Origin of the sequence: Erwinia sp. STN24 (genome assembly GCF_041320675.1) — a bacterium.
Classification (GTDB): Bacteria; Pseudomonadota; Gammaproteobacteria; order Enterobacterales; family Enterobacteriaceae; genus Erwinia; species Erwinia aeris.
This window is the reverse complement of record NZ_JBGGPM010000001.1, coordinates 968,135-990,862: the sequence shown is the minus strand read 5'-3', so window position 1 is coordinate 990,862 and position 22,728 is coordinate 968,135. Positions and strand designations below refer to the sequence as shown.

The following is a 22,728-nucleotide window of genomic DNA, read 5'->3' as shown; positions in this document are numbered from 1 at the left end:
TACGCAAAATTTTTTATTCATACTTTGTTTGCCAGCCTGCTGGCGATTAGCGAGCTTTTTTATGTCTGATACTCCCCGTACGCCTTTAACGACGCTGGCGCCGCGCCTGGAAGCGCTGATGCTCAGAGATCGTCAGCGGCTGCAAAAGCGCCTGCACGGCGCAAAAAAAGTGAAGAACCCTGCGGCTCAGCAGGCGATAGCCGATGAGCTGAGCGGCGAAATCGCCGCGGCGGAACAGCGCGTGGCGCTGCGGAAAGCGGCCACGCCGACCATCCGCTACCCGGAAAACCTGCCGGTCAGCCAGAAGAAACAGGAAATCGCCGAGGCTATTCGCGATCACCAGGTGGTGATTGTGGCAGGCGAAACCGGCTCGGGGAAAACCACCCAGCTGCCGAAGATCTGCATGGAACTGGGCCGGGGCATCACGGGGCTGATTGGTCACACCCAGCCGCGTCGTCTGGCGGCGAGAACGGTGGCCGATCGCATTGCGGCCGAGCTGGAAACCTCGCTCGGCGGCTGCGTGGGCTACAAGGTGCGCTTCAACGATCAGGTCAGCGAAACGACGCAGGTCAAGCTGATGACCGACGGTATCCTGCTGGCGGAAATCCAGCAGGATCGCCTGCTGATGCAGTACGACACCATCATTATTGATGAGGCGCACGAGCGCAGCCTGAATATCGACTTCCTGCTGGGCTATCTGCGCGAGCTGCTGCCGCGCCGTCCCGATTTAAAGATTATCATTACCTCGGCCACTATCGATCCGCAGCGCTTTTCCCGGCACTTTCACCATGCGCCGGTGATTGAAGTCTCCGGCCGCACTTATCCGGTCGAAGTGCGTTACCGGCCGATTGTGGAAGAAGCGGACGACACCGAACGCGATCAGCTACAGGCGATTTTTGACGCGGTGGACGAGCTGGGTCAGGAAAGCCGTGGCGATATCCTGATCTTTATGAGCGGCGAAAGGGAAATTCGCGACACCGCCGATGCGCTGAACCGGCGCGATCTGCCGCATACGGAGATCCTGCCGCTCTATGCGCGCCTTTCCAACGCCGAGCAGAACCGCGTCTTCCAGTCGCACAGCGGCAGGCGCATCGTGCTGGCGACCAACGTGGCGGAAACGTCGCTGACCGTGCCCGGCATTAAGTACGTTATCGATCCCGGCACGGCGCGTATCAGCCGCTACAGCTTCCGCACCAAGGTTCAGCGTTTGCCGATTGAGCCGATTTCCCAGGCGTCGGCAAACCAGCGTAAAGGACGCTGCGGCCGCGTTTCCGAGGGCATCTGTATCCGCCTTTATTCGGAAGAGGATTTTTTAAGCCGTCCGGCCTTTACCGATCCGGAAATTTTGCGCACCAATCTGGCCTCGGTCATCTTGCAAATGACCGCGCTGGGCTTGGGCGATATCGGCGCGTTTCCTTTTGTGGAAGCGCCGGACAAACGCAATATTCAGGATGGCGTCAAGCTGCTGGAAGAGCTGGGCGCGATAACCCTGGACGACCAGCACTATAAGCTGACGCCTTCCGGCCGTTCGCTGGCGCAGCTGCCGGTCGATCCGCGCCTGGCGAAAATGGTGCTGGAGGCGCAAAAATACGCCTGTACCCGCGAAGTGATGATTATCACTGCCGCGCTTTCAATTCAGGATCCGCGCGAGCGCCCGGTAGAGAAACAGCAGGCATCCGACGAGAAACATCGCCGTTTTGCCGACAAAGAGTCCGATTTCCTCTCTTTCGTCAATCTGTGGAACTACCTTCAGGAGCAGCAGAAAGCGCTGTCGTCCAGCCAGTTCCGACGCCTGTGCAAAACGGACTACCTGAACTATCTGCGCGTGCGCGAATGGCAGGATATCTACACCCAGCTGCGGCAGGTGGTGCGCGAGCTGGGTATTCCGCTGAACAGCGAACCGGCGGATTTCCGGGGCGTGCATACCGCGCTGCTGACCGGGCTGCTTTCCCATATTGGTCAGAAAGACGTCGAGAAGCAGGAGTACTCCGGCGCGCGCAACGCCCGCTTCTCGATTTTCCCCGGCTCCGGCCTGTTTAAAAAGCCGCCGAAGTGGACGATGGTCGCTGAACTGGTGGAAACCAGCCGTCTCTGGGGCCGTATTGCCGCCCGTATCGAGCCGGAATGGATCGAGCCGCTGGCGCAGCATCTGATTAAACGCAGCTACAGCGAGCCGCACTGGGAGAAAGGCCAGGGCGCCGTGATGGCCAGTGAAAAAGTCACGCTGTACGGCCTGCCGATCGTAGCGGCGCGCAAGGTCAACTACGGCCCGATCGATCCGGTGCTGTCGCGCGAGCTGTTTATCCGCCACGCGCTGGTGGAAGGCGACTGGCAGACGCGTCACGCCTTCTTCCGCGCCAATCTTAAACTGCGTGAAGAGGTGGAAGAGCTGGAGCATAAATCGCGCCGACGCGATATCCTGGTGGATGACGAGACGCTGTTTACCTTTTATGACCAGCGTATTCCGCACGAGGTGATTTCAGCCCGCCATTTCGACAGCTGGTGGAAAAAGGCGAGCCGCGAGCAGCCCGAGCTGCTTAATTTTGCTAAAGAGATGCTGATCCGCGAAGGCGCTGAGAACATCAGCAAGCTGGATTACCCTAACTTTTGGCAGCAGGGCAACCTGAAGCTGAAGCTGAGCTACCAGTTCGAGCCGGGAACCGATGCGGATGGCGTCACGGTGCATATCCCGCTGCCGCTGCTGAATCAGGTTGAGGAAAAAGGCTTCGAGTGGCAGATCCCCGGCGTACGGCGGGAGCTGGTTATCGCGCTGATTAAGTCGTTGCCAAAACCGTTACGCCGTAACTTTGTGCCCGCGCCGAATTACGCCGACGCTTTTCTGGCGCGCGCCACGCCGCTGGAGCTGCCGCTGGTGGACGCGCTGGAGCGCGAATTCCGTCGGATGAGCGGCGTCACTATCGACCGTGAGGCCTGGCAATGGGATCAGGTGCCCGATCATCTTAAAATGACTTTCCGCGTGGTGGACGAACATAACCGCAAGCTGGCGGAAGGACGCGATCTCGCCGCGCTGAAAGAGCAGCTGAAGGCCAAAGTGCAGGAAACGCTGTCGCTGGTGGCGGATGACGGGCTGGAGCAGAGCGGCCTGCATATCTGGAGCTTCGGCGATCTGCCAGACCATTTCGAGCAGAAGCGCGGCAGCTACAGCGTGAAGGCATGGCCCGCGCTGGTGGATGAAAAAGAGAGCGTGGCGATCCGGCTGTTTGATTCCGAGCACGAGCAGAAAAAAGCGATGTGGCGCGGTCAGCGCAGGCTGCTGCTGCTCAATATCCCTTCGCCGATTAAATATCTGCATGAAAAGCTGCCGAACAAAGCCAAGCTAGGGCTTTACTTTAACCCTTATGGCAAAGTGCTGGATTTGATAGATGACTGCATCGCCTGCGGCGTGGACAAGCTGATTGCCGAATATGGCGGCCCGACCTGGCAGGAAGAGGGCTTCCGCCAGCTGCATGAAAAAGTGCGAGCGGAGCTGAACGAAACCGTGGTGGAAATAGCCAAAAAGGTCGAGCAGATCCTGACGGCGGTGTTTGCTATCAACAAGCGGCTGAAAGGGCGCGTGGATATGACGATGGCGCTGGCGCTTTCCGATATCAAAGCGCAGATGAACGGCCTGGTATATCGCGGTTTCGTTACCGGCAACGGCTGGAACAAGCTTGCCGACACCCTTCGCTATTTGCAGGCTATCGAGCGCCGTCTGGAAAAGCTGCCGGTCGATCCGCACAGCGACCGCGCCAGAATGGTCAAGATAGAGAAAGTTCAGCAGGCCTGGCAGGGGTGGTTTAACAAGCTGCCGCCGGTTCGCCGCGATGATGAGGATGTAAAAGAGATCCGCTGGATGATTGAAGAGCTGCGCGTCAGCTATTTCGCTCAGCAGCTGGGCACGCCTTATCCGGTTTCGGAAAAGCGTATTCAGCAGGCGATGGATGAGATAGTGCTCTGAGATTAACTCGTCCGCAGGCAATACAGGCCAGCGGACGCTCTTAAACTTAAATAGCTGTTGCTAAAAGAATTAGCAGTAAAAACGCGTTAAGGATTGGTGAGCGGCTTTGCCTGCTGCATCCGGCTGGAGAAAAGGCAAAAAGGATATTCACTAGTACAGCTTAAAAACCTGCCTGAATGCCGCAAACCGACGGCATTCATTTATCCCTTTATTCCTGCGCCAGCGTTTCCAGGCCGTCCCGGAAAGCGGTGACGGCAATGGCGCGGTTATCCGCTTCGTAACGATCTTTTGCCGCCGGTGCAGAGCTTTGTACCGCAATCAGCTGCCAGCCGCTGTCGCTTTTTAGCAGGAGCGGCGAACCGCTGTCGCCAGGCAGGGTGTCGCACTGATGCGACAGCACATTTTTCTGCGCCCAGCCGGTAATCAGACAGTTGCTGTGTGAATAGAGCGTATCAAGATGATCTTCCGGGTAGCCCGCCTGAGTTACCCGACGCTGTTGCGTTTTCAGCGCGGCGGTCAGATCGCTGCGGCTGCCGTCAAACAGCGGCACGGGCGTTATGCCGGAAGGCGGGTTATGCAGTACGACCAGCCCGTAATCGTAAGGTGCGGCCGATGAAGGCACGATCCAGCCGTCGCCGTCGGCCTTAAGCTTTCTGCCTAAAGCGGGATCGACCCGGGTATCCACATCGTGAATTTCGTAGCGCCAGTCGCCATCATGCCCGATAAAACGCAGCGCAACGACTTTATCGATTTTGCCCGGCGGCGCCAGCAGACAGTGGCCGGCAGTCAGGGCTAAATGAGGCGAAATCAGGGTGGCGCTACACAGGTTGCCGCTGGCGGTTTCCAGCTGGCCTATTGCTTCCCACGGCTGGCTGGCGGTATCGCTGACAGGGTGGCGATCGTCTTTGCCGAAAAACAGCGTTCTGACATCCTGTGCGTCGTCGTCACCGGCGTGGCTACAAAATGAAAGGGCTAAACATCCCATTAAAAAAAAAGCTTTCAGGCGCATGTCTCTCTCTGAATGGAGATTAAAAACCGCAGGTGGTAATAACTATAGTCGGCTGGCGGTAAAAAGGAAGTTTAATTTATAAATCAGCAGGCTACGGGTATTAAAGATAGAAGCTAAAGGCGATAGCGCCGCAGATAATCATACAGGCCAGGATAATTTCGAATAAATAGCGGCGCACCATCATCCGATACTCCAGGAAAAAAACACCCGGCTGAACCGGGTGTTTAAGTGAACAGACTAAGTTGAAGGCTTGCTTCGGCAATTACGCTTTAGGCGCGGCGGCTTTCTTAGCGGTTTTCTTGTGGTGTACTTTCTTGGCGGCCTGAGCTTTCTGCGCTACTGGCTTAGCGGCTTTTTTGTGATGCACTTTTTTTGCAGCCTGCGCTTTCTGCGCTACTGGCTTGGTTGCTTTTTTATGGTGCACTTTCTTGGCGGCCTGCGCTTTCTGCGCTACTGGTTTAGCCGCTTTTTTGTGGTGTACTTTCTTGGCAGCCTGCGCTTTCTGTGCAGCTGGCTTAACGGCTTTCTTGTGGGCCTTCTTGGCTGCCTGAGCTTTCTGGGCTACCGGCTGTTTAACGGCTTTCTTGTGTTTTTTAGCTGCCTGCGCTTTCTGCACGGCTTTCTTGTGCGCTTTGTGATGCTTAGCGGCATGAGCTGGCGCGGCGGTAGTAGAAGCAGCCGGTGCGGTAGTGGCTGGCGCGGCGGTGGTTTCAGCAGCAAAAGCAACTGAAGAGATACCCATAGCAGCGGCTACAACCAGAGCGAATAATTTTTTCATTGCACAACCCTCAAAGTGTTATTTCATTTTTCAGCCCACTGCGGGGCCGGTGAAGAGACTATAAGGGAAGGGCGGCGGGCTTTCCGTGAGTGATTGGTATCGGCGTGTTACCGATTGTACAAAGCCCGCCGGCGCGACGGGCTTGCGGACTGGTTACAGGTAGCGGTTTTCCAGATGCTGCCGGAAAAAGCGCGGATTAAGATCTTCGCCGGTGGCGTTTTCAATCAGCTGACGGGTGGTGAAACGACTGCCGTGCTGCCAGATATTCTGCTGTAGCCAGTCAAAGATCGGTTGCAGATTTCCTTCGCGGATATCGCTGTGCACCTGCGGCAGCGCCTTTTTCACGCTGTTGAAAAGCTGTGCCGCGTACATGGCACCCAGCGTGTAGGTAGGGAAATAGCCGAACGAGCCGTCCGTCCAGTGAATGTCCTGCATACAGCCGTCGCGATAGTTGCCGGTCGTGTCCAGCCCCAGCAGCGCCTGCATCTTCTCCTGCCACAGCGTCGGGATGTCGTCCACTTCAATCTCGCTTTCGATCAGCGCACGCTCGATCTCATAACGCAGAATGATATGCGCGGGATAGCTCACTTCATCCGCATCCACGCGGATCAAACCAGGCTTAACGCGCTGGTTAAGGGCGATAAAGTTAGCTTCTTCCAGCTCAGGACGGTCGCCCATCAGCGTTTTAACCTGCGGCAGCAGCAGGCTCAAAAACTCCGTGCTGCGGCCCAGCTGCTTTTCAAAGAAAAGGCTTTGCGACTCGTGAATCGCGGTGGAGCGGGCCAGTGCAACGGGCTGACCGGCCCACTGCTTCGGCAGATTCTGCTCGTAGCAGGCGTGGCCAGTTTCGTGGATCACGCCCATCATCGCGCTGATAAATTCGTTAGCGTTGTAGCGGGTAGTAATGCGTACATCTTCCGGAACGCCGCCGCAAAACGGATGCGCGCTGACGTCCAGTCGCCCGGCGTTAAAGTCAAAATTAAGCAGCTTCATCAGCGCGTTGCCCAGCAGCTGCTGCGACTCCACCGCGAAAGGGCCAACCGGTACGGCAACCGGCTGGCGTGACTGCTTCTCGACAATACGCGCCAGCAGCGAAGGCAGCCACTGCTTCAGCTCGCCGAAGGTGCTGTCCAGCTTGGCGGCGGTCATGCCAGGCTCATAAAGATCCAGTAACGCATCGTAACGGGAGCAGCCGTTCGCCTGCGCGCGCAGCTCGGCTTCCGCCCGGCTCAGCTTTACTACTTCCTTCAGATTAGCGGCAAAACCCTGCCAGTCATTGGCGGGGCGCTGCTGACGCCAGGCGTGTTCGCAGCGGGCGCCGACGAGAGATTTTTCCTCGACCAGCGCGGCAGGCAGCAGGGCGGCCTGATCGTAAGCGCGGCGCATCTCACGCAGGTTAGCGCGCTCCACGTCATTCAGGGTTTCATTGGCAGCCTGATCCAGCCATTGCGCCACGGCTTTATCGGTCAGGATTTCATGACGCAGCACGCTCAGTTCGGCCAGCGCCGCGCCGCGTGCGCTACTGCCGCCGGGCGGCATCATGGTCATCATATCCCAGCCGGCGATGGCTGACAGATGGCCGAAGCGGGAAAGACGGGTAAAGGTTCGGGTCAGATTTGCATAGGCGGATGACATAGATATCCTTTTAGTCATGGCGCTGTCAGACAGCGCGAGGAGGCGTTAAGGGTAAATCAACCGGCCAGCAAAAGCGAACGCTTGCGCCGCCAAGCGGGCTGGCGTCGATAGTCACGGTGCCGCCAAAGGCCTGCGCTACCGAGTGCACAATCGCCAGCCCAAGCCCGCAGCCGCCGGTCGCGCGGTCGCGGCTGGGGTCAAGACGCACGAAAGGCTCGAATACCCGTTCGCGCTCGGCCAGTGGAATGCCCGGCCCGTCATCCTCTACCTGCAAGCAGGCGGTATCGCCGTCGAACCACAGCCCGACGCGCAGGCGCTGCCGGGCATAGCGCAACGCGTTATTGACCAGGTTATCCAGCACTCGCTCCATCAGCCGCGTGTCCGCCACGCCCAGGTTCTGACGCTGCGGCGTATCCAGCTCCAGGGTAAATTCGGGATGCACCATGCGGATATCGTCCAGCCGTTCGCTCAGCCAGGCAGCCAGATCGAGCGACTGAAGATGCAGATCGACCTTTGGCCTGTCCAGGCGGGCGTAGGTCAGCAATTCTTCAATCAGCGACTCCAGCTGGCCGATATCGCGATTCAGCGCGGCGGCTTCGCTGGCGCTAAGATTATCGCTCATCTCCAGCCGGTAGCGCAGGCGCACCAGCGGCGTGCGTAGCTCATGGGCGATGCCGTCAATCAGCTGCTTTTTACTGACCACCAGCGTATTGATATTGTCCGCCATCTGATTAAAGGCCACGCCGAGCCGCAACAGGCTGGAGGCGTTATCAAAATGGATCCGCTCGTCCAGATGGCCCTGGCCGAAGCGCTGCGCCGCCGACTCCAGCCGCAGCATGTCTTTCCAGTGCGGCCGCATCCAGATAAACACCGGCAGCGCCAGCGAAATGCCGATAAAGGCCAGCAGCACGATATCCAGAATGCGCATTTCGTGCAGGAAAAAGAGGTAAGGGATCGGCCCCACGGCCAGCACATAATGGCTGCGCGGAATGTGCTGTAAAAAAGTGTATTCGTCATCAAGGGCGACGATCCCGCCCGCGCGCAGGCGGCGCATGGTAGGCGCATCCAGCTGATACTTGTTCATCGGCTCGATATGCAGCTTAAAGGAGAGGTTAAGATCCAGATTATCGATGGTTTTATTCCAGTCGCGGGGCGGGATTTCCCGCAGCTCGCTGCGCATCAGGTAGAGCGAGCTTTTCATCAGGTCATCCATTGACTCTCGCCCGGCACGCTCGGCGGTAAATTTATACACCAGCCCCACCAGCATCGCCATGACCAGAAAACAGACAAACAGCAGCAGATAAAACTGAATAAACAGCTTCTTCATTCGGTATCCCAGGCGTGTGGCGCAAACAGATAGCCTTTATTACGGATGGTTTTAATGCGATAAGGCTCGGTTGCGCTGTCCAGCAGCTTTTTACGCAGGCGTGAGATCGCCACGTCGATGCTGCGGTCCATGCCGTCGTAACTCACGCCGCGCAGCGTTTTCAGCAGGGCATCACGGTTAAGAATCGAACCGGCATGCGTCGCCAGCTCCCACAGCAGATCGAAGTCAGCGGTGGAAAGAGCGATGATTTCGCCGCCCAGCGTGACCTGGCGGTTAACGGCATCCACGGTCAACGTGCCGAAACGCAGGGTTTTCTGTGCGCTCATGGCCGGAGCAATCACCGCCTCGTCGCCGCTGTGCGTCGCGGCCTGACGCAGATGCAGCCGCAGGCGCGCCAGCAGCACCGCAGGCGGCGTGGTTTTAAGGATATAGTCGTTGGCGCCCATCTCCAACGATAAAATATGATTCATATCGCTGTCCAGCGAGGTCAGCAGCACAATCGGGCCGGACCATGTTTGGCTGGCGCGCAGATCGCGGCACAGCGTCATGCCGTCCTTGCCGGGCAGCATAATATCCAGCATCACCAGATCCGGCATGGCGGCCTCAATGGTGGCTTCGGCGCGGTCGCCACGGCTTTCTACGATCACTTCAATATCATGACGCTTCAGGTAGGCGGCGATAAGTTCGCCCACATCCCGATCGTCCTCAACGAATACTATTTTATTCATAGCGACATTTTTTTACCTGGGAGTAACAACATTACCCAATGTTTACGCTGACTACTATAAGTCAGGGCTAAATAACTCTCGATGTATAGTATAAATGGCGTAAAATATGTCATTATATTCGACAGGGTTGTTGCCTGACGACGCGGTGCGTTGATTAACGGAGAAAGGGGAGAAAAGGGTGTCTGATAAAGAGCTGGCTTCAACGGGACGGGATTGCCATATCTGCCTGAACTATATCGATTTTCTCGCGGCTTCCTGTAAAAAACGCTGGAGCTTTGTCGACGCTATTTACGGCGTCATGCCTATTTTCGGCATGGTGACCAAAAACTCGCCCGACCAGTCCTGTCCGCCATCGGAAAGGCTGAAAGCGCTGGCGCTGCAAATCATTTCTACCCAGGTAAGCGATGAGATAAATATCGCCCGATTGATAACCCTGGCTGAACAACAGCACATTGAACGCTTTGAAATCCTGCTGCCTTATCCGCTTTCTGAACAGCAGCTTGAGGCTATCCGCGAAGAGTACGTCAAGCCACTTTCGCTGGAACAGCATGACGATCGGTTAACGATCGCCATGCCCGCTTTTTCTCACTAACGCAGCAGCATCCACGTTGCCGGTGCAGCACCGGCAATCAGCACGCCCATCGCTATTTTTTCCAGTTTATTCAGATAGCCATTTCCCCGGCCGTTGCGGCGCGCCCAGATAAACAGCAGCATCCCGGGCGCATAAAGCACCACGGAAAGCAGCAGGTGCAGCGGCCCGGAGGCGTACAGCAGCCACAAACCGTAGGCGCTGGCACCCAATGCGACGACCAGCGCCGCCGTTTTCTGCTGCGCGCGAGCGACTTTAAACAGGTAGGCACCGACCAGAAGATAGGGCACCAGCACCATTTCGGAAGCGATGGTCAGCAGCGTGTTGTAATCTGAACCGGTCAGCCAAATCAGGATCAGGCAGCCCTGAACGCTCAGATTGGTCAGCCAAAGCGAGGCAGAGGGCGCGCCGCGCGCGTTCTGCTTCGCCAGCGAGCGCGGGAAGGTGCCGTTTCCGGCCGCCAGCATCGGCACTTCCGCCGCCATAATCGTCCAGCTGAGATAGGCGCCGCTAACCGAGACGATCAGCCCCAGCGCGATAACCATATCGCCCCATGAGCCAATCAGGCGGTTCAGCAGGCCCGCCATCGAAGGATTACGCATCTGGGCCAGTTCCGCTCGCGGCACAATGCCAAGAGAAAGCAGCGTAACCAACAGATAGACCACCAGCGCGGCAATTACCGCCAGCAGCGTGGCGCGTCCTACGTCTTTTTTGTTCCTCGCCCGTGCGGAAACCACTACCGCGCCTTCCACGCCGATAAACACCCACAGCGTGATCAGCATGGTGTTTTTGACCTGCTCCCAAACCGGCACGCCCAGCTCGATACCTGAAAAATCAAAGCGGAAACGATCGAGATTGAAGGCCGCTATCGCCAGCACCACAAACAGCCCCAGCGGCACCAGTTTGCCCAGGGTGGCGACAAGGTTAATACTCGCTGCCGTCTGCACGCCGCGCAGCACCAGCCAGTGCACCAGCCAGAGCAGCACCGAAGCGCCCAGCATGGCCTGCCAGGTATTGCCATCGCCAAACACCACGTGGCCCGGCGAGTCGGTAAAGAAGCTCAGGGCGGAGAACACAATCACCAGATATGAGACGTTAGCGATAACCGCGCACAGCCAGTAGCCCCAGGCCGAGCAGAAGCCGACCAGCTCGCCAAAACCGGCACGGGCATAGGTATAGATGCCGCCGTCCAGCTCGGGTTTAAGGCGGGTCAGCAGCAGCAGCGCCAGCGACAGCATAATAATGCCGACGCCGGTGATCGCCCAGCCCGTCAGCAGCGCCGCCGGGCCGGCCACTAACGCCATATTTTGCGGCAGACTAAAAACGCCGGCGCCCAGCATGGAACTCAGTACCAGCGCCGTCAGCGCGGTAAGACCTAATTTTTTGTCCAAAAAAGCATCCCAAAACCAGAATAAAAAACCATAACAGGATGAATGGCTCGCAATTTATACGCTTTGCACGGCTAAACCCGAAGAGATCCCCTGAAACCGGCGGCGATTTTACGGAGTGGCCCAGCGAGATGCAATGCGAAAGAGGGCGAAAAGTGATTGAGTATGCAAATTATGGCGGGAAGTTATGCAGCGGGGCGGCGGTGAGCGCTGTAGCGTTTTGCCTGAGAGAGGCGCGCCAGACGTACAGGCGCGCCTTTGCTGACGCTTACTTAAACAGGTCGGCAGAAACGGTCAGGTTGCCGCCGCTCTGGTTAGACCACTGGCGAGTAATATGATAATACTTGGCGCCTTTCTCAATCGCGGCCCGGCCCACGGCGTCGGAGATCTCCGTAGGCGTACCGAAGTGGCCGGTAAAGGTGACGCTGTCGAACGGCTGCATCTGCGCTGCGGTAATGGCGTTGACTTCCTGCACGCTTTTGCCCTGCGGCGTTCTCACGGTATAGCGTTCGCCGGTGGAGGACTGCGTTTCAAAGAAGCGGCCAACTTTATTGCTTGGCGTTTCGGAAGAGGCGACGCCGGGGATCTGCACAGCCTTCGCGGCAGTACCGCCTGCGGCGATGGCAGCTTTACCTGCCTGAGAATCGGCCGGGATCAGATCCGGAGACTGCACCTGGCGCGCTTTCGCATCGGCTTTGTAAACATAGGCGGTAATATACTGATTGCCGCCGCTGTTGGCGTCGATCTGACGGATAATAAAGAACGAAGCCGCGCCTTTCTCTTTCGCTTTTCGGGTAATAGCGTCGTTAACGTCCGGCTGGCTGTGGTAGAAGCCGCTGACGGAAACCGTATCAAAAGGTTCCAGCTTATAGGCTTCCGACTTGGTCAGCTCGCGCACGCCATTGATCACGCGATCCTGCGATTTCGGCGCCGGCTGCGCATCGTCGCGATAGATATCCGCCACCACGCGCCAGTTGCCGCCATTGTTGTTGCTGTCGTTAATACTTTGTACGTAAAAAGCTTTCGCGCCCAGCTCGTCGGCACGTTTTGAAATCGCCTCGTTGGCTTCGTTAATGGCATTAAAACGGCCGGTAATGCTGATGCGATCGAAAGGCTTCAGCGCCGCCGCTTTTTCCGGCGTCAGTTCCTGGGCCGCATAAGCGGAAAGTGAGGTGAGCGACAACAGGGCTGATGCCAGAATAGTAATCTTCAGCTTCATAAAAATAATCCTTCGCCTTGCGCAAAAAAAATGAGTACGAAAACGTGCTGGACTCTTGATGTGTAACAGATTAGCTCTCGATTATTGCATGTAATAATGCGTCCTGTCTCAGCCATTTTGAGTCAGGCGGCACCGCGATAAGCGCAGCGGCGGCAGGTCATATTAAAAAAATGTTAAATAATACCTTTGCCAACGGCTTTACCACTTAAGCCACTAAATACTATCGTTATTACAGTTAATTGGCTGTTAAATATTACCTTTTGTCGCCGCTTCTTTACCGTTTTGTTACTTTTCCTTAGCAGATTATGCGAGGAACATCGCGAAATAAGCGCTGAAAATCGCGTTTTTGCCGCCTGCGCCGAATTTTTAAGATATAAAAAGGGCAAACGGTACGGCAACGGCTGGTATGACCGTGCCGTTTTCAGTAGTTTATAAGGTGTTCGCAGTAAAACAGGTGGCGCTTAAGCCGCGCCGCCGCAGTAAGAAATCGTCTTACCTCTGATGAAAGGGAATACTATGCTGATTGGAATTACCAAAGAGCGGTTGCCCAATGAAACGCGAGTCGCCGCCACGCCCAAAACGGTTGAGCAGCTGCTGGCGCTGGGCTTCAGCGTGGCGGTGGAGCGGGGCGCAGGCAGGTTAGCCAGCTTTGACGACGACGCTTATGCCGCAGCGGGCGCTACGCTGGTCGATACCGACGCCGTCTGGCAGGCGGATATCGTGCTCAAAGTCAACGCGCCCGGGGATGAAGAAATTACGCAAACCCGTGAGGGCAGTACGCTGGTCAGCTTTATCTGGCCCGCGCAAAATCCGGCGCTGCTGGAGAAGCTGGCGGCGCGCAACGTCACCGTGATGTCGATGGATGCGGTGCCGCGTATTTCCCGCGCGCAGTCGCTGGATGCGCTCAGCTCGATGGCTAACATCGCCGGCTATCGTGCGATCATCGAGGCCGCGCATGAGTTTGGCCGCTTCTTTACGGGCCAGATCACCGCCGCAGGCAAAGTGCCACCGGCTAAGGTGATGGTTATCGGCGCAGGCGTCGCCGGGCTGGCGGCCATCGGTGCGGCAGGCAGCCTTGGCGCTATCGTGCGTGCTTTTGATACCCGCCCGGAAGTGAAAGAGCAGGTGCAGAGCATGGGCGCGGAATTCCTTGAACTCGATTTCGAGGAAGAGGCGGGCAGCGGCGACGGCTATGCGAAAGTGATGTCAGAGGCCTTTATTAAAGCGGAAATGGCGCTGTTCGCCGCGCAGGCGAAGGAAGTGGATATCATTGTCACCACTGCGCTAATCCCCGGCAAACCTGCACCGAAACTGATCACTGCCGACATGGTGGCTGCCATGAAGCCAGGCAGCGTTATTGTCGATCTTGCGGCGCAAACCGGCGGCAACTGTGAGCTGACCGTAGCGGACCAGGTCACCACAACTGAAAACGGCGTGAAAATTATCGGCTATACCGATCTGCCGGGCCGCCTGCCTGGTCAATCCTCACAGCTTTACGGCACCAACCTCGTCAACCTGCTTAAACTGCTTTGCAAGGAGAAGAATGGCGAGATTACTGTCGACTTCGACGATGTGGTCATCCGGGGCGTAACCGTGGTGCGCCAGGGCGAAATCACCTGGCCTGCGCCGCCGATTCAGGTTTCCGCCGCGCCGAAAGCGGCGCCTGCGGCCGCCAAAGCGCCAGAGAAACCAGAAGCGAAACCCGCTTCACCCTTCCGAAAATATGCGCTGTTTGCGCTGGCTATCGTGCTGTTCGGCTGGCTCGCTAACGTTGCGCCGCCCGCCTTCCTGACCCATTTTACCGTGTTCGCGCTCGCCTGCGTGGTGGGTTACTACGTGGTGTGGAACGTCAGCCACGCGCTGCATACGCCGCTGATGTCGGTCACTAACGCTATCTCCGGCATCATCGTGGTCGGCGCGGTACTGCAAATGGGGCACGGCGGCTGGGTCAGCTTCTTCTCCTTTATTGCCGTGCTGATTGCCAGCATCAATATCTTCGGTGGCTTCACCGTGACTCAGCGCATGCTGAAAATGTTTCGTAAGAACTAAGGGGTAATCAATGTCTGGCGGATTAGTGACTGCAGCATACATTGTTGCCGCAATTCTTTTTATTTGCAGCCTGGCCGGGCTGTCGAAGCATGAAACCGCTAAGCAGGGCAACCTGTTTGGCATCAGCGGCATGGCGATTGCGCTGCTGGCGACGCTGCTTGGCCCCGACAGCAGCAGCGTCGGCTGGGTGCTGTTGGCGATGGTGATCGGCGGCGCGATTGGCGTGCGGCTGGCAAAAAAGGTCGAAATGACCGAAATGCCGGAGCTGGTGGCGGTGCTGCACAGCTTCGTTGGCCTGGCTGCGGTGCTGGTGGGCTTTAACAGCTATCTCTATCACGCGCCCGGAATGGATGCGGTGATAGAGAACATTCATCTCACTGAGGTCTTTATCGGTATCTTTATCGGCGCGGTGACCTTCACCGGTTCGCTGGTCGCCTGGGGCAAGCTGTGCGGGAAACTCTCTTCCCGGCCGCTGGCGCTGCCGCACCGGCACCGGCTTAACCTGCTGGCGCTGGTGGTATCGCTTTGCCTGCTGATTATCTTTGTGCGCACCGACAGCACGGGATGGCAGGGCTTTGCGCTATTGCTGATGACCATCATTGCGCTGGCGTTCGGCTGGCATCTGGTGGCTTCCATCGGCGGCGCGGATATGCCGGTCGTGGTATCTATGCTCAACTCCTATTCGGGCTGGGCGGCGGCGGCGGCGGGCTTTATGCTCAGCAACGACCTGCTGATCGTGACCGGCGCGCTGGTCGGTTCAAGCGGCGCCATTCTCTCTTACATTATGTGTAAGGCGATGAACCGCTCCTTTATCAGCGTTATCGCAGGCGGTTTCGGCACCGACAGCAGCTCGACCGGCGAAGGCGAGGAAGCGGGCGAGTACCGCGAAATCGACGTGCAGGGAACGGCGGAACTGCTGAAGAACTCGCGCAGCGTGATCATTACCCCGGGCTACGGGATGGCGGTAGCGCAGGCGCAGTATCCCGTAGCGGAAATCACCGAGAAGCTGCGTGCACAGGGCATTAAGGTGCGCTTTGGCATTCATCCGGTCGCCGGACGTCTGCCGGGCCATATGAACGTGCTGCTGGCCGAGGCGCGGGTGCCTTACGATATCGTGCTGGAAATGGATGAAATCAACGACGACTTCAGCGAAACGGATACCGTGCTGGTGATTGGCGCCAACGATACCGTCAACCCGGCGGCGCAGGAAGATCCGCGCAGCCCAATCGCGGGGATGCCGGTGCTGGAAGTGTGGAAAGCGCAGAACGTGGTGGTCTTTAAGCGTTCCATGAACACCGGCTATGCCGGCGTGCAGAACCCGCTGTTCTTTCGTGACAACACCCAGATGCTGTTTGGTGATGCGAAAGCCACGGTGGATGCCATTCTGAAAGCGCTGTAACAGGCGCTGAAGGTAAGAGGCCGGGGAGTTCCCCGGCCTCTTTTTTGACTAACGATCAGTCGTCTTCGTCATCATCCAGTTCGATCGGCGATACGAAGCCTTCCGGCTTGATCGCCAGCAGATCGCAACGCAGATGATCGATAACCTGCTCCGCCGTATTGCCCAGGAAAGCCGCTGACAGTCCGGTGCGGCCAATAGTGCCAAGCACCACCACGCCAGCGTCCAGCCGATCCGCCAGGTCCGGGATCACTTCTTCCGGCAGGCCTTTTGCTACATGAGTAAACTTTTCGTCGATGCTGAAGCTTTGCCGTAATGCCTTCATCGCCAGCAGGTGCTGACCACGGATCGCATCGTTGTAAACGCTGGGATCGAAGTCGGGCAGCTCAATGGCGATATTTACCGGGGTAACAGGATAGGCGCCAACCAGATGGACTTCGGTATGGTTGACCTGTTTCGCCAGCTCCAGCGTCTCTTTGACCAGTTGAGTATTCAACGGGTCGTGATGTGGCTCTTCGCTGGCGAGATTTACCGCCACTACCGCCTTGCCGCCTTCCGGCCAGGGCTGGTCTTTTACCATCCATACCGGGCAGGGACACTTGCGCAGCAGGTGCCAGTCGGTAGGCGTAAACACCACCGACTGAAGTCGGTCGTGCTGATGTGCCATCTTCAGCAGCAGATCGTAGCCGCCGTCCAGCACTTCCTGAATAATCGCCTCGTAGGGGCGGTTATGCCAGACCACCTTGATATCAATGTTCACGCCCGCGGCCAGATAGGCTTTTGCCTGCTCGCGGATCCATTCGGTGCGCTGGCTAATCACCCCTTTGCGCATGGTGACGCGCTCGTCGGGCGACAGCAGCGTCGTCATTTCGTAAGAAAAATCATAGATAGGCAGAAAAGCCGTGATCTGACCACCGAGGCGCTGATTAAGATAGACAGCACGGCGCAGCGCTGGCTGGTCGTCCTGTTGCGCGTCGATCGCCACGAGAATGTTTTGGTACTTAGCCATAACGGGTCCTCCATACGCTGGTTAGCTTAAAAGATAGCCCAATCAACGTCGGGAAAGAAAGAAAAAGTTATAGCCAGATCAATATTATAACAAAAGGATCGCTAAAAGCGGCTGGTACGGTCGTCTGCCTGCTTTTCCACTGCGCGAAAACGGCTAAACGGGGGCTATGACAGCATAGTGAAGGGCGAGTGAAAAGACGCAAATCAAGCGGCAGGATGGACAAAACTGCCAGGTCAGCGCACCGGGCCAGAGAATGGAAAAACAGGCGGATTAACGTACCGGGCCAGAGAATGGAAAAACAGATGGATTAACGCACCAGGCCAGAGAATGAAAAACCGGCCGGATTAACGTACCGGGCCAGAGAATGGAAAAACAGATGGATTAACGCACCGGGTCACCAGGCGAAAAAAACAGCCGGACTGGCGAACCAGTCCGGCATAGCATCAGGCAATCGCGCGGCTTTGACCAGCCAGCTGCGACAGCACCTCATGATTTTCGATAGTGATGTATTTGCCTTTCACCGCCAGCATACCGCTTTTCTGAAAGCGGCCCAGCAGGCGGCTGATGGTTTCAACCGTCAGGCCGAGGTAGTTGCCGATATCGCCACGGGTCATGGTCAGACGGAATTCGCGCTGGGAGAAGCCGCGCTCGCCGAAGCGGCGGGAAAGGCCATAGATAAAGGCGGCAAGACGCTCTTCCGCATTTTTCTTCGACAGTAGCAGGATCATCTCCTGATCGCCCTTAATCTCGCCGCTCATCAGCCGCATCATCTGCTGACGCAGGCTGGGCATTTTGCCAGACAGATCGTCCAGGGTTTCAAAAGGAATTTCGCAGACCATAGCGGTTTCCAGCGCCTGAGAAAAGCTGGGGTGCTGACCGCCACTGATGGCGTCGAAGCCTACCAGGTCGCCCGCCAGGTGAAAGCCGGTGATCTGCTCGTCGCCCTGTTCGGTAATGGTATAGCTTTTGATGGTCCCGGAACGAATGGCGTACAGCGACTTCAGTTCGTCACCGGCTTTGAACAGCGTTTGCCCTTTCTGAATAGGCTTTTTGCGCTCGATGATGTTATCCAGCTGATCGAGTTCGTGCTCGTTCAGCGTGAAAGGAATACAGAGCTGGCTGATGCTGCAATCCTGACAGTGAATCGCACAACCGCCAGACTGGATACGTCTGTTGATAACACGTTTTTCCGGGATCATAGTGTTGGCTCGAGTGATTATTGATTGAGGTCAATTTTAACATTTTTTGCTCAGCAAAGGGAACTCATCCAGGCCTTTTTAGCCACATAAAAAACAGGGACGTCACTTTTGGTGACGTCCCGTTTAAAAAAGTGCCAAAAGCCAAACCTACGTTTTATCAGGCGTCGCGGCCGTTGAACCGTAGTTATTAAGGTTGTTTTTGGCGCTTTTTCTGGAGGGTTGTTCTACCTGAATAATCAACGTCAGCACCCCGGCTAACAGGTAAAGCGCGGTGTAGGTCCAGACCACGCCCTTGATATCAAAAAAGGGCAGTACCAGCGAGGCGATGGCGGGCGCAAGAAAATTGCTCAGGCCAGCGGAGAGGTTGTAGATGGAGATCGCCGCACCTTTATGCTTCGGCTCCAGCACGGGAAATACCGCCGTCATCGGCACAAACGCCGCGACGGTAATGCCCAGCATGACGGCGGGCACCAGCGCCATCCAGAAGTTATGACCAAAGGTCACCGGCAGGTAATAGAAGGCCAGGCTGGAAATCGCGCAGCCCAGGCAGCCAAACCAGCGCACCTGACGGATCCAGCCGATATATTCGCCCAGCACACCCCACATAATATTGGTGAAGATGGTAACGAAAAAGAATACCGCCCAGATTTGCAGCCATTCCGACATGGTAAAGCCCAGGCGCCCGACGAACAGCATCGGCATAATCACTGCAAAGCCAAACAGCGACAGCGTATTGATAATGCGGATCAGGCAGGCCAGGAAGATGTTGCGGTTAGTGAAGAGAATGGTCACGGCCCGCGACAGCTCGGTCAGTTTTTCACGTGGGGAAAGATTGGCTTTCTCGCTCTCGCCGCCGACCTTGCGCAGCAGAGTCATCGCCATCAGCCCGCCAGCCGCTACCCAGGCGATAGCAAACCACAGGGTGCCGGTTTCACCGAGCCAGGGAATGGTAAAGCTGGGCAGATAGCTGCCGACGCAGCCGATGCCGATGGAATACATCGCCCAAAACCAGCCCATGGCGGAAGAGAGCTGGTGTTTAGGCACGTTCTGCACAATCAGCATCACAAACGAATAAATGAACAGCGGATAGGCAAGACCGCGAATGCCGTAGAACAGCAGCATCAGCGGATAGTTGCGCAGCCCCAGGCCCAGCGTCATAAACAGAATATGCATCACTACCCACAGCAGAAAACCGATACGCATTGCGCGCTGCGGCGTAATGATCTCCGCGACTACGCCGGAGCTCCAGGCCGCCAGCGCCGCTGCGCCGCCGTAAACCGTGAACACCAGCGCAGACTGCGCGGGCGAAAAGCCGAGATCGGTAATGTGCTTCGACAGGAAAGCCATTTCAAAGCCGTCCCCGCTCATAAAGACGGCGATGGCGATATAACCCCATATTAACGACAAGGGGAGGCCGAACCAGTTATTGGCTGATTTCATCATATTTCCTCTCAGGCGTGCAGGTGACGGACGCCTGAGGCGTCCGCATCAGTGTTCAGAAACCGGATGCGCGAGCATCGCGCTGCTGTTGGTAGAGCAGGCGGAAGTGGTCGAGCCGCCTTTGCAAATGATGATGACGAAGCGCATTGGGCAGATAGCGCCGCAGCACGGCAGGTTTACGGCAGACCTCGGCCGGATCGCCGCCGTCGGCCAGCCAGCCCAGACGCGCCGCGCCCACTGCGCCGCCCGCTTCGCCGCCCTGATGGGTAACTATCGGCAGATCCAGCGTATCCGCAATCAGCTGCGCCCAGAACCCGCTTCGCGCGCCGCCGCCGGTCAACGAACAGCTTTCCAACTCGGTGCCCGCCGCCCGCAACGCCTGTAGGCCGTCGGCAATGCCGAAGGCGACGCCCTCCAACACGCTATAGGCCAGCGCTGCACGGTTAGTGGCATGGGTCAGACCATGAAAAGCGCCGGTGGCCTGCGGATCGTTATGCGGCGTGCGTTCACCGGAAAGGTAGGGCAAAAAGAGCGGGGCGCTGCGCTGAACCGTCTCGCTTAGCGCCGCCACCTCGGCCAGCAGATCGGTTTCGGTGGCGTTCAGCAGATCGCACAGCCAGCGCAGGCTGGAGGCCGCCGTCAGCATGACGCTCATCTGGTGCCAGCGATCGGGCAAGGCATGGCAAAAAGCGTGTACGGCCGAGGCCGGCGCGGGACGAAAACGATCGTTGACCGCAAACAGCACGCCGGAGGTGCCAAGGGAAATAAAAGCGTCGCCGGGTTCAATCGCCCCCAGCCCGACCGCGCTGGCCGCGTTATCGCCACCGCCGCCCGCAATCACTATACCTTCCTGCAAGCCCCAGCGCCGCGCGACATCAGCCTGTAGCCTGCCGCCGGGCTGCGATCCCTCCGTCAGCCGCGGCATCTGGTCGCGGTTCAGCCCGCAGGCCGCCAGCAGGGCATCCGACCAGTCGCGCCTGGCGATATCCAGCCACAGCGTACCGGCTGCATCGGACATATCGCTGATCTTTTCACCGCACATCTGCCAGCGCAGATAGTCCTTAGGCAGCAGAACGCTGGCGATGCGAGAAAAAATCTCGGGTTCATGGCGGGCGACCCACAGCAGCTTCGGCGCGGTAAAACCGGGCATCGCTAAATTGCCCGCCACGCTGTGCAGGTCGGTAGCCCGTTGCGTCAGCTCCTCGCACTCGGCTGCGCTACGCGTGTCGTTCCATAATATGCACGGGCGCAATACCTGATTTTCCCTGTCCAGCAGCACCGCGCCATGCATCTGGCCGGAAAGCCCGATTGCGCGGATTTGCTGCCAGCGAGCACCAGCCTGCTGGCGCAGCTCGTCAATGGCCTGCTCCAGCGCCAGCCACCAGCTGTGCGGATCCTGCTCCGCGTAGTGGGGCTGCGGCCGCTGTACGTCCAGTTTTACACCGCTGGCGGCCACGATTTCGCCTGCGGCATCGATAACCAGCGTTTTGATTTCAGAGGTGCCAAGATCGATCCCGAGATACATTACCGACTCCTTACTCGTTCACCGGTTGAGGGACTTTGGCCCATTCATCGAGCGTGGCAACCGTCTCCGCCAGCAGCGTGGCAAAGGCGGTATCGTGGGCAAGCGGGCCAAACAGCGCCTCGTCGGCGGCAAAACGTGCGAGCGCGTCCGGGCTTGCCATGATGCGGTGCCAGCTTTCTGCTTCCAGTGCGCCATCCTGATAGACATAAGGAAGCTCGCCGCGATGCCAGCGCTGTAAAAACAGGAAAAAAAGCGCGGGCAGCACCGCCGTCGCGCGAGGCGTCTCGCCACGGGCGTAGCATTCCGTCAGGGTCGGCGTAATAAATCCCGGGATTTTTGACAGGCCGTCCGCCGCGACTCGCTGGTTGGTATCGCGGATATAAGGATTGGCAAAGCGGGCCAACACTACGTCGCGGTATGCTTCCAGCTCAAGCGGGCTGGGCGACAGCGAGGGAATAACGTCCTGGGTCACATACTCCCAGGCCATCTCTTTGATCGCCTGGGTCTGCGTGCTCTGGTGAATAAAGTCCTGTCCGACCAGCGTCCCTGCCCAGGCGATGCAGCTGTGGCTGGCGTTAAGAATGCGGATTTTCGCCTCTTCCCACGGCAGAACGGAGTCGACCAGGGTCACGCCGACCTTCTCCAGTGCAGGTCGTCCGGCGGCAAAGTTATCTTCAACCACCCATTGAATAAAGGCTTCGCCCATAACCGGTGCGCTGTCGGCAAAACCGGTCGCTTCCAGCACGCGCGGGGCGATATCCGCCGTCGGGCGCGGAGTAATGCGATCCACCATCGTATTGGGCGAGGTCGTCTGCTCCGTTACCCACGCCAGCAGCGCATCGTCGTGACATAAACGCAGAAAAGCGAGAAAGCCCTCACGGAAACGCTCGCCGTTATGCCGCAGATTATCGCAGTTTAACAGCGTAACCGGCTGACCGTGCACCTGCATTCGCGCCTGCAAAACGCGGCGTAACGCGCCATAAAGCGTGCGCGCTTCGCCCTGCAAATCTGCGGTAATATCAGGGTGACGCGGATCGAGACGGTGGTCGCTGTCCAGGTAGTAGCCGCTCTCGGTGACGGTAAAGGCGATCACTTTCGTGGCGGCGTCTGCGCCTCGCGCAACCATAGCCGTCAGCCCGGCGTCCCACGGAACGATATGTTTGATTGAGGTAATTTTCTCATACTGACGTTCGCCTGTTGGGGTGACCGTTTCCAGCACGTATTCGCCGTTTTGCTGCGTCAGGGCATTCAGCAAGGGCACGGCATCATCGCGAATATTGCTGAGCGCGATTTCCCAGCGCGGGCCGTCCTGCTGCAACAGACGATGCAGATACCAGGCCTGATGGGCGCGATGAAAAGAACCGGCGCCGATATGTAACCAGACAGAGGGGGAAGCAGCGGTCATCATTCTCTCCTGTAAATGGGCTTTTGCTCTTGTGTTGAGCTTTTGCTTAGTTGCGTTACAGCCTGGTGAATTTT

16 protein-coding genes are annotated in these 22,728 nt (G+C 57.6%); 4 read left to right on the top strand and 12 right to left on the bottom strand.

From position 1 onward, the window contains the following. Positions 1-61 precede the first annotated feature (61 nt). A complete protein-coding gene (gene hrpA, locus ACA373_RS04610; protein ID WP_370734079.1) occupies positions 62-3,958 on the top strand; it encodes an ATP-dependent RNA helicase HrpA in 3,897 nt (1,298 codons plus the stop codon). A 208-nt stretch (positions 3,959-4,166) separates the two neighbouring features. On the opposite strand, the gene ACA373_RS04605 is transcribed toward hrpA, so the two are convergent. The 5 genes from ACA373_RS04605 to rstA all read right to left on the bottom strand — a co-directional run bounded on the left by ACA373_RS04605 (position 4,167) and on the right by rstA (position 9,435). Then, entirely contained in the window at positions 4,167-4,967 is an 801-nt protein-coding gene (locus ACA373_RS04605) for a serine protease (protein WP_253453949.1), read from the bottom strand. 262 nt (positions 4,968-5,229) lie between these two features. Further along, the gene (gene asr, locus ACA373_RS04600; RefSeq protein WP_253453951.1) at positions 5,230-5,745 is read right to left on the bottom strand and encodes an acid resistance repetitive basic protein Asr; all 516 of its coding nucleotides are present in this window, start codon (positions 5,743-5,745) and stop codon (positions 5,230-5,232) included. A gap of 153 nt (positions 5,746-5,898) precedes the next feature. Continuing rightward, a complete protein-coding gene (locus ACA373_RS04595) occupies positions 5,899-7,380 on the bottom strand; it encodes a carboxypeptidase M32 (protein ID WP_301251684.1) in 1,482 nt (493 codons plus the stop codon). 25 nt (positions 7,381-7,405) lie between these two features. After that, positions 7,406-8,707, bottom strand: coding sequence for a two-component system sensor histidine kinase RstB (gene rstB, locus ACA373_RS04590; protein ID WP_253453955.1), 1,302 nt, complete (start codon positions 8,705-8,707; stop codon positions 7,406-7,408). Further along, complete coding sequence (gene rstA / locus ACA373_RS04585) at positions 8,704-9,435, bottom strand: two-component system response regulator RstA (protein WP_370734078.1); 732 nt, start codon at positions 9,433-9,435, stop codon at positions 8,704-8,706. The genes rstB and rstA overlap by 4 nt, the downstream gene beginning before the upstream one ends. A gap of 178 nt (positions 9,436-9,613) precedes the next feature. Here rstA and ACA373_RS04580 point away from each other — a divergent pair, with 178 nt between their 5' ends. Beyond that, positions 9,614-10,027: a hypothetical protein gene (locus ACA373_RS04580; RefSeq protein WP_125287647.1), complete on the top strand. Its 414-nt coding sequence runs from the start codon at positions 9,614-9,616 to the stop codon at positions 10,025-10,027. On the opposite strand, the gene ACA373_RS04575 is transcribed toward ACA373_RS04580, so the two are convergent. Further along, positions 10,024-11,415 carry a basic amino acid/polyamine antiporter gene (locus ACA373_RS04575; RefSeq protein WP_369894681.1) on the bottom strand — a complete coding sequence of 464 codons (1,392 nt, stop codon included), beginning with the start codon at positions 11,413-11,415 and terminating at the stop codon, positions 10,024-10,026. The two genes, ACA373_RS04580 and ACA373_RS04575, sit on opposite strands and share 4 nt — an antisense overlap. 265 nt (positions 11,416-11,680) lie before the next feature. Beyond that, positions 11,681-12,631, bottom strand: a complete 951-nt coding sequence (gene ydgH, locus ACA373_RS04570) for a DUF1471 family protein YdgH (RefSeq protein ID WP_253453965.1) — start codon at positions 12,629-12,631, stop codon at positions 11,681-11,683. Between the two features lie 516 nt (positions 12,632-13,147). Here ydgH and pntA point away from each other — a divergent pair. Further along, complete coding sequence (gene pntA / locus ACA373_RS04565) at positions 13,148-14,680, top strand: Re/Si-specific NAD(P)(+) transhydrogenase subunit alpha (RefSeq protein WP_253453967.1); 1,533 nt, start codon at positions 13,148-13,150, stop codon at positions 14,678-14,680. A 10-nt stretch (positions 14,681-14,690) separates the two neighbouring features. Continuing rightward, complete coding sequence (pntB, locus tag ACA373_RS04560; RefSeq protein ID WP_301251688.1) at positions 14,691-16,079, top strand: Re/Si-specific NAD(P)(+) transhydrogenase subunit beta; 1,389 nt, start codon at positions 14,691-14,693, stop codon at positions 16,077-16,079. A 55-nt stretch (positions 16,080-16,134) separates the two neighbouring features. Here pntB and uspE read toward each other — a convergent pair whose 3' ends face one another. The 5 genes from uspE to dalD form a co-directional block, all read right to left on the bottom strand. Next, the gene (gene uspE / locus ACA373_RS04555) at positions 16,135-17,085 is read right to left on the bottom strand and encodes a universal stress protein UspE (protein WP_253453971.1); all 951 of its coding nucleotides are present in this window, start codon (positions 17,083-17,085) and stop codon (positions 16,135-16,137) included. 443 nt (positions 17,086-17,528) lie between these two features. Then, positions 17,529-18,284, bottom strand: a complete 756-nt coding sequence (locus ACA373_RS04550; RefSeq protein WP_125287641.1) for an FNR family transcription factor — start codon at positions 18,282-18,284, stop codon at positions 17,529-17,531. A 147-nt stretch (positions 18,285-18,431) separates the two neighbouring features. Continuing rightward, positions 18,432-19,724: an MFS transporter gene (locus tag ACA373_RS04545; protein ID WP_253453976.1), complete on the bottom strand. Its 1,293-nt coding sequence runs from the start codon at positions 19,722-19,724 to the stop codon at positions 18,432-18,434. Positions 19,725-19,779: 55 nt separating this feature from the next. After that, positions 19,780-21,249 (bottom strand): xylulokinase, encoded by a 1,470-nt coding sequence (gene xylB / locus ACA373_RS04540; protein WP_370734076.1) that lies wholly within the window; start codon positions 21,247-21,249, stop codon positions 19,780-19,782. Between the two features lie 10 nt (positions 21,250-21,259). Further along, on the bottom strand, positions 21,260-22,654 hold the full coding sequence (gene dalD, locus ACA373_RS04535; RefSeq protein WP_370734450.1) for a D-arabinitol 4-dehydrogenase: 1,395 nt from the start codon (positions 22,652-22,654) through the stop codon (positions 21,260-21,262). Between the last annotated feature and the right edge of the window lie 74 nt (positions 22,655-22,728).

Coding starts and splice junctions, on each gene's coding strand:
- hrpA (WP_370734079.1), top strand. CDS start 62: ATGTCTGATACTCCCCGTACGCCTTTAACGACGCTGGCGCCGCGCCTG.
- ACA373_RS04605 (WP_253453949.1), bottom strand. CDS start 4,967: ATGCGCCTGAAAGCTTTTTTTTTAATGGGATGTTTAGCCCTTTCATTT.
- asr (WP_253453951.1), bottom strand. CDS start 5,745: ATGAAAAAATTATTCGCTCTGGTTGTAGCCGCTGCTATGGGTATCTCT.
- ACA373_RS04595 (WP_301251684.1), bottom strand. CDS start 7,380: ATGTCATCCGCCTATGCAAATCTGACCCGAACCTTTACCCGTCTTTCC.
- rstB (WP_253453955.1), bottom strand. CDS start 8,707: ATGAAGAAGCTGTTTATTCAGTTTTATCTGCTGCTGTTTGTCTGTTTT.
- rstA (WP_370734078.1), bottom strand. CDS start 9,435: ATGAATAAAATAGTATTCGTTGAGGACGATCGGGATGTGGGCGAACTT.
- ydgH (WP_253453965.1), bottom strand. CDS start 12,631: ATGAAGCTGAAGATTACTATTCTGGCATCAGCCCTGTTGTCGCTCACC.
- pntA (WP_253453967.1), top strand. CDS start 13,148: ATGCTGATTGGAATTACCAAAGAGCGGTTGCCCAATGAAACGCGAGTC.
- pntB (WP_301251688.1), top strand. CDS start 14,691: ATGTCTGGCGGATTAGTGACTGCAGCATACATTGTTGCCGCAATTCTT.
- uspE (WP_253453971.1), bottom strand. CDS start 17,085: ATGGCTAAGTACCAAAACATTCTCGTGGCGATCGACGCGCAACAGGAC.
- ACA373_RS04550 (WP_125287641.1), bottom strand. CDS start 18,284: ATGATCCCGGAAAAACGTGTTATCAACAGACGTATCCAGTCTGGCGGT.
- ACA373_RS04545 (WP_253453976.1), bottom strand. CDS start 19,724: ATGAAATCAGCCAATAACTGGTTCGGCCTCCCCTTGTCGTTAATATGG.
- xylB (WP_370734076.1), bottom strand. CDS start 21,249: ATGTATCTCGGGATCGATCTTGGCACCTCTGAAATCAAAACGCTGGTT.
- dalD (WP_370734450.1), bottom strand. CDS start 22,654: ATGACCGCTGCTTCCCCCTCTGTCTGGTTACATATCGGCGCCGGTTCT.